The sequence below is a fragment of the Comamonas sp. GCA5 genome, assembly GCF_036541385.1.
Lineage (GTDB): Bacteria > Pseudomonadota > Gammaproteobacteria > Burkholderiales > Burkholderiaceae_C > Comamonas > Comamonas aquatica.
The window spans coordinates 1-236 of the sequence record NZ_JAZHFR010000303.1; the positions used below are offsets into that span (position 1 = coordinate 1).

1 pseudogene and 1 other annotated feature are annotated in these 236 nt (G+C 54.2%); the pseudogene reads left to right on the forward strand.

Annotated elements, in window-relative coordinates:
* Positions 1-236, forward strand: a pseudogene (locus SJH88_RS19710) (IS3 family transposase); the annotation flags it as partial.
* Positions 113-228: a sequence feature (AL1L pseudoknot), on the forward strand. It overlaps the preceding pseudogene by 116 nt.

Below are 236 nucleotides of genomic sequence, written 5' to 3' on the forward strand. Positions count from 1 at the left end.
TAGATGCAGGCCAACGGCCAGGGTTGACCACGGATGAACGTGAGCGACTCAAGCAACTTGAGCGAGAGAACAAGGAGCTGCGCCGAGCCAATGACATCCTCAAGGCTGCGAGCGCTTTTTTGCACAGGCGGAGCTGGACCGTCGCATCAAGAGTTAATTGACTTTGTAGACCAGTATCGTGATGCCTATGGGGTCGAGCCAATTTGCAAGTTGCTGCAAATTGCCCCATCGGGCTA